Genomic DNA, 5160 nt, shown 5'->3' on the forward strand with positions numbered 1-5160 from the left:
TAATGCTTTTGATTTTAAATTGAAAAATATTGCCAACACTAATATTATTTATTGGGGTGGCAAACTCCTCGCTTTGTGGGAAGCAGCCGAACCCCATCGCTTAGATCCCCACACATTACAGACAGTAGGAATAGACTACCTCAACGGAGTATTGCACCCAGATGAAGCATTCTCCGCTCATCCCCGCATTCAGAAAGATAGGCTGATAAACTTTCATATCAAACCCGGTCTTTCCACGACTATAACTATTTATGAGCTAGACCGATCTGGTAAGTTGGTCGATCGTCACGCGCATTCAGTTCCTGGTTTCGCTTTCATTCACGATTTTGCGATTACACCAAACTACTGCATTTTCTTTCAAAATCCAGTCACTTTTAATCCTCTGCCTTACGTGTTAGGTTGGCAGGGAGCGGGTGAGTGCGTTCATTTCAACCCCGGTCATCGTACTCGTATTATTGTTATTCCCCGCCATCCTGTTGCTGGCGGTAGCAAGGGTAGAGTTAAGAAAGCAGTCCAAATTTTGGAAGCCGAATCAGGTTTTGTTTTCCATCACGCTAATGCTTTTGAGCGGGAAAATAAAATTTACATAGATTCTATTTGCTATGAGTCTTTACCAACGGTCGATCCTGGTGCAGATTACCGGCAAACAGATTTTGAAGCTCTTTCGCCGGGACAGTTGTGGCGATTCGAGGTGAATTTGGAAAATCAAACTGTAAGGCGTCAGATGTTGGAAACTCGTTGCTGCGAATTTCCATCTGTTCATCCAGCAAATGTGGGACAGCCTTACCGTTTCCTTTACATGGGCGCAGCTCATACAGCGCAAGGTAATGCTCCTCTTCAGGCGATATTGAAAATTGACTTGAGTTCTGGAGAAAGGCAATTGTGGAGTGCTGCACCGAAAGGCTTTGTCAGCGAACCGATTTTTGTACCGCGATCGAATGCTACCCTTGAAGATGATGGCTGGTTGCTAAGTTTAGTTTATGACTCGGCTCGCCATCGTTCTGATGCGATCGTTTTAGATTCCCGTGACTTGAATAAAGGGCCGGTGGCGCGACTGCATTTGCAGCATCACGTCCCTTACGGTTTGCATGGTAGCTTTACGCCTCAGTTCTTTGGCCCTGCTAATGTTTGAGGTGGCTTCAGCCAAGGTAAGTGACGAGCGTGGAGCGAGTAAATTCTTCTGTCTGTATTAATTATGTCTTAAGAAAGTTGACTGAGAAAGCTTTGTGAAGCATATTCTTTAAGAACGCTGGCAAAATAATCTGACCTTTTCCAGTTTTTTAACCTACCAGGCTCGATCGCTGGGGCAGTAGCCAATGACCCAGATTAAGTTCAGTATTGCGATCACAACCTACAACCGCTTGTCGTTGCTGAAGCGGGCCATTGATTCTGCTTTGGCACAAACAGTACCGTGTGAAGTTGTCGTAGCAGATGACTGTTCTTCTGATGAGACGGAAGCTTATTTACGCAGTTTAGGCGATCGCATTGTCTATCATCGCAATGCTTCTAATATGGGCCACGCCGTCACTATGAATGCTGCGGTAAAAGCGGCTAGTGGAGATTGGGTCAAGCCAGTCGATGATGATGATTATCTCGCTCCCAACTGTATAGAGGAGATGACGCGAGCGCTAATTCTGCGTCCCCAAGCGGTAATTTGCTCTTGTCAAGCAGCTCAAGTTGATGTCAATCGGGTAGAAATTAGCCGCACCCGCAAAACTGGCCCAGGCAAAGTTTTCTACATTCCTCAAGAAGATATCCATTATGGAATGCTCATGGAACAAATTCCTTTTGGCACTCCCATTCAGGTTGCATTCCGCCGCGATGCTTTTCTTAAGTCTGGAGGATGGGATTCCCAACTAGATGTCAATTTTGATGACATTGATTCTTGGCTGAAAATTGCCCAGTTTGGAGATGCAGTCTTTATGAATCAATGCCTTGCCTACCGCACCGTTTGGCCTGGTGGTTACAATCAAAAATTTTCTGTCCAAAAGCGCTTGGATACTCATATTTTAATTAAAGATAAGCTTTATGATTTAGTCAGCGAAAAATACACAGCGACTTTACCCGATCGACAGACGATTAGAGATTATTTAAAGCTACATTGGGCTTTAGTGGCAGCCAAACAAAAACAGACGATCGCCGCCTTAAAAACTATCTTTCCCGCTATTTTTTCACTAGCTGCTTGGCATCTTTTAGTAACAGCTATGCTAGCTCGCAAAAGCCAGGATTATTTGCAGGAAAAGCGTTTGTATGGCAATATTTTAGTAATGGCAAAGTTATACGCACTTCTGGGGAAAAATTACAGCTATGGGATAGAAAATTTTGAGACTTTGCGAGCTTATTTACGACTTCGTTATAGCTGGTCTGCTTGCCAACAGGGAAAGTTTTTAAGTGCTATTACAATTGCCTTACCATCGTTGCTATCTCTGCCTGGTTGGCAGATGTTCGTATTATTTTTGTTAGCCCAAAAATTTAATAGCAAACCCATGATTCACAAGTTGGTTTTGATTGAATAAATTTCTGGATCTATCATAAATGGAGCAACAGGACTCCCGTTACAATCTTTGATTTAACCGGATATAAATGGCGACCAGCTAATAAATTGAGCGTAGGGAATCCATTTTAGGCAACCGTTTAATATAATCATCCAAAAAATGCCTCTTTAGGAAGAAACCATTCCGGATTCTGTGAGTGCAACCTAGTAGTTAGATGGACAAAGACTCGCTAGCTTCCCATATGCTTGCGATCGGGTAAAAAAGCTGTATCGCAGAACACTGAAGTTGTTTGTTAGCTTTATATATATTAAGCAAATAATAGATGGCGAAGCAGCGGTTAAGCCTGGTACTTAGTTCTAATTACTTCCCACGAGGACAAATTTCTGTGAGATCGCAACTACACATTTCGCTAACATCTGAAGAATCCCTCATCGCAGCATTTTTCCGAGAATCAGAAGGTAAATGGCGTTCGGAACGACGCTATTATACATTACCGGAGGGGGAAACGAAGGAGATGGTAAGTATTATTACAATCCGATTTTTGCAATCTGGAAGCGAGGAACTTGACGAACTGGCGCAACTGCACGGGTTAAGTGGTGAGGTGCTTTTGACTTGTGGTGCGAAAGTTAGTTGGGAAAGCACAGATTCGGTAACTGAACGCAAACAGTCAGAAGGTTCGACGGTGTTTGGCGCATTGGGGAAGATACTGTATCGCGATCGCGGTTTTGCCACTTCCAAACCTGTCACTGCTGAGTATTATTTCACCAATCCCAAAACTTTGTGTTTGCGGACAGAGTACAACGGTTCTGTTTTCGAGGAAGAATTAAAATTAATCGGTACGAACTACCGCACGCGACAAAGCATAATTTCCCGTGCAGGCGAACAATTAATGATCGGTCAGTATTTGGAAAAGCGCATCCACTAATATTAAAATAAGCATCTTCCTCAGTTGCAAAAGTGAGAGCGCTTATGGCCAGTAAAACGATCTATCTTATGGTTCGGTTCATAGCCTTGGGTTTGCTTGTCTTTGTCAGTGCTTGCAATCCTCAAAAAGAAACTGATTCTCCTAAGACCGAAGAAAATAAGCAAGAACAGATTCAAAAAGACGATCGAGGTAGCGATGAAGAAAATGACAAAGACGAAGACAATAAAGAGAATGAACAAGATGAAGGTGATAAAAATAACGGAAAAGATTGATAATTGAAAAGATTTTAGATTTTAGATATAAATGAATATCTAAAATCTAAAATCACAACTTAATAATGACTGCCAGATTTGCGGTGATGCACAGCCGTAACAGCATCTGCTTTCAGCACTTTGCCATTTTCAACGCTTGCATAAACGAGCCAGTGATCGCCACATTCCATCCGATTTTGGACAGAACATTCCAAATAAGCTAAAGCATCGTTTAGAATCGGACATCCGTTATGAGCTTCAGCAGTAGCGACACCAGCAAATCGGTCTTCAGCAGGGCCAAAAGGTTTGAGAAAATGTTTCATCAAACCTATATGATTGCCTTCTGCTAAGAGATTTAAAACAAACTGACCGCCTTTGTACATTAAAGATTCGATCGCCCGATCTTTTGCCACAGCAATAGTCAAACCGGGAGGATTGAAAGTTGCTTGGGAAACCCAAGAAGCCAACATCGCACCCGAAACCTCCCCTTGTTTCGCAGTAACAATGGAAAGAGAACCAACAATGCGTCCTACAGCTTGTTCTGTTCGCGCTGCTTGAGATTCGCTCACAGGCTGTCGAGGCGTCCTGGCTTTTTTCGCTTTCTTCAAAGCTTGAGCAAAATCTGTTCCCGCTTCTTCGCAGAATTTCAAAGTTACATCTGTAGGTTTAAATTTGACCCGAATCGGTTCAAATCCAAATTGATAACCGGCATCTTTTAACTTACTTTCCAACAAATCGATCGCTTCCCCACTCCAACCAAAAGAACCAAATACACCAGCAAGTTGAGTTTTAGCAGCGGTAGATAGCACTATTCCCAGTGCAGTTTGGATGGGAGTAGGAGCATGACCGCCAAGCGTAGGAGAACCGATAATAAACCCAGCCGATCTTTCCACTGCGGCTTTTATCTCAGCTGGTTCTACAACTTCGCAATTGATAGTTTCTACTTTGATTCCAGCTTTGGTGATTCCGCGTGCGATCGCTTGCGCCAACGTCCCCGTATTACCATAGGCAGATGCGTAAATCAACGCCACCGTTATATCTTGCGTTTGCTGTTGTTGAATCCATTGCCGATAAGAATGGGTTAGTTCGGTAAAACTGTAGCGCACAAGTGGCCCGTGTCCGGGTGCGTATATTTTTGCCGGAAAATTCGCTAATTTGTCCAGGGCGTTTTCCACTTGACGCGCATGGGGAGCCATCAAACAATCGAAATAATAGCGTCGGTCTTCACTAATTGCTGTCCAACCTTCATCAAAAACCTGATCTCCGCAAATATGCGCCCCAAAAAACTTATCGGTGAATAAAATTTGAGTTTTAGGGTCATATGTACACATTTTATCCGGTCTGCGAGGACTGGGAGTGGGGATAAATTGCAGTTGATGTCCTTTGCCCAAATCGAGAGTTTCTTCGCCTCGCACGACGATAATTTTTAACTCATTTTCTGGGAAAAGGCTACGCAGAGCGATCGCACCTGGATTGGAACAAACAAAAG

5 protein-coding genes are annotated in these 5160 nt (G+C 43.4%); 4 read left to right on the forward strand and 1 reads right to left on the reverse strand.

What is annotated here, in order from left to right; translation table 11 throughout:
- The 4 genes from H6S82_RS17445 to H6S82_RS17460 all read left to right on the forward strand — a co-directional run.
- On the forward strand, positions 1-1132 hold a 1132-nt coding region (locus H6S82_RS17445), incomplete at its 5' end, for a carotenoid oxygenase family protein (protein WP_191056477.1).
- 184 nt (positions 1133-1316) lie between these two features.
- Entirely contained in the window at positions 1317-2516 is a 1200-nt protein-coding gene (locus H6S82_RS17450; RefSeq protein ID WP_199315644.1) for a glycosyltransferase family 2 protein, read from the forward strand.
- Between the two features lie 364 nt (positions 2517-2880).
- Positions 2881-3420: a phycobiliprotein lyase gene (locus tag H6S82_RS17455; RefSeq protein WP_322112034.1), complete on the forward strand. Its 540-nt coding sequence runs from the start codon at positions 2881-2883 to the stop codon at positions 3418-3420.
- A 44-nt stretch (positions 3421-3464) separates the two neighbouring features.
- Complete coding sequence (locus H6S82_RS17460; protein ID WP_191056478.1) at positions 3465-3692, forward strand: hypothetical protein; 228 nt, start codon at positions 3465-3467, stop codon at positions 3690-3692.
- A 59-nt stretch (positions 3693-3751) separates the two neighbouring features.
- On the opposite strand, the gene H6S82_RS17465 is transcribed toward H6S82_RS17460, so the two are convergent.
- The coding region (locus tag H6S82_RS17465) for a diflavin flavoprotein (protein WP_191056479.1) at positions 3752-5160 on the reverse strand (1409 nt) is incomplete at its 5' end.

The sequence above is a fragment of the Planktothrix sp. FACHB-1355 genome (assembly GCF_014748295.1).
GTDB classification, from domain to species: Bacteria; Cyanobacteriota; Cyanobacteriia; order Cyanobacteriales; family Aerosakkonemataceae; genus Aerosakkonema; species Aerosakkonema funiforme_A.

Coding starts and splice junctions, on each gene's coding strand:
- H6S82_RS17450 (WP_199315644.1), top strand. CDS start 1,317: ATGACCCAGATTAAGTTCAGTATTGCGATCACAACCTACAACCGCTTG.
- H6S82_RS17460 (WP_191056478.1), top strand. CDS start 3,465: ATGGCCAGTAAAACGATCTATCTTATGGTTCGGTTCATAGCCTTGGGT.